This window comes from Psychrobacter sp. GW64-MNA-CIBAN-0177, from assembly GCF_040309585.1.
GTDB classification, from domain to species: domain Bacteria; phylum Pseudomonadota; class Gammaproteobacteria; order Pseudomonadales; family Moraxellaceae; genus Psychrobacter; species Psychrobacter okhotskensis.
Genome location: NZ_JBEOOY010000616.1, coordinates 1 through 235 on the forward strand (window position 1 = coordinate 1; position 235 = coordinate 235).

The following is a 235-nucleotide window of genomic DNA, read 5'->3' on the forward strand; positions in this document are numbered from 1 at the left end:
GTTAGGCGTTGACATTCCTTCAGAAGAATTTGATACAAAGTCAATGAATGGTAAAGTTAAAATATTGTCATTATCATATTGCGTAACAGTAAAGCAGATAGATAAAATCATGGATGCTATAGAAGCTTACGCAAAAATTAATAGTCATTTAATAGTTGAATGGATTCATATTGGTGCTGGGCCTTTATATGATGTGCTAAAGGCTAGATCGGATGATTTGACCTCTCAATATTAC

Annotated in this window: 1 pseudogene; it reads left to right on the top strand. The window is 32.8% G+C overall.

Annotated features, from left to right (window positions below):
- Nucleotides 1-235 (top strand): annotated as a pseudogene (locus AAEY79_RS16425) (hypothetical protein); the annotation flags it as partial.